Annotated in this window: 1 protein-coding gene; it reads left to right on the top strand. The window is 70.0% G+C overall.

Annotation, left to right across the window (positions count from 1 at the left end):
- A partial coding sequence (locus tag QYM41_RS17615) for an LUD domain-containing protein (RefSeq protein WP_368801068.1) occupies window positions 1-737 on the top strand: 737 nt, incomplete at both ends.

Here is a 737-nt window from a genome sequence, read left to right as displayed (position 1 = left end):
GCCGTCCCACATCCTGGTCCCGGCGATCCACAAGAACCGGCACGAGATCCGCGACATCTTCCTCGCCGAGATGGCCGAGACCGACGAGACCCTGACGGCCGAGCCGCGCGACCTCGCCGAGGCCGCCCGCACCCACCTGCGGGAGAAGTTCCTCAGCACCTCCGTGGCCGTCTCCGGGGCGAACTTCGGCGTGGCCTCCACCGGGACGCTGACCGTGGTGGAGTCCGAGGGCAACGGCCGGATGTGCCTGACCCTGCCCGAGACCCTGATCACCGTGATGGGCATCGAGAAGATCGTGCCCACCTTCCAGGACCTCGAAGTCTTCCTGCAGCTGCTCCCGCGCTCCTCCACCGGGGAGCGGATGAACCCCTACACCTCGATGTGGACCGGGGTGACCCCGGGGGACGGGCCGCAGGACGTGCACGTGGTGCTGCTGGACAACGGCCGCACCGCGGTGCTCGACGACCCCGCCGGGCGCTCCGCCCTGCACTGCATCCGCTGCTCGGCGTGCCTGAACGTCTGCCCCGTCTACGAGCAGGCCGGCGGCCACGCCTACGGCTCCACCTACCCGGGCCCCATCGGGGCGATCCTCTCCCCGCAGCTGACCGGCATCACCTCCGAGCAGAACGCGTCCCTGCCCTACGCCTCCTCGCTGTGCGGGGCCTGCTACGACGTGTGCCCGGTGAAGATCAACATCCCCGAGATCCTCGTGCACCTGCGCGACGAAGACGTGCGCA

Source organism: Kocuria oxytropis (assembly GCF_040981195.1).
GTDB classification, from domain to species: Bacteria; Actinomycetota; Actinomycetes; order Actinomycetales; family Micrococcaceae; genus Kocuria; species Kocuria oxytropis.
This window is presented reverse-complemented; position numbering and strand designations above follow the sequence as displayed.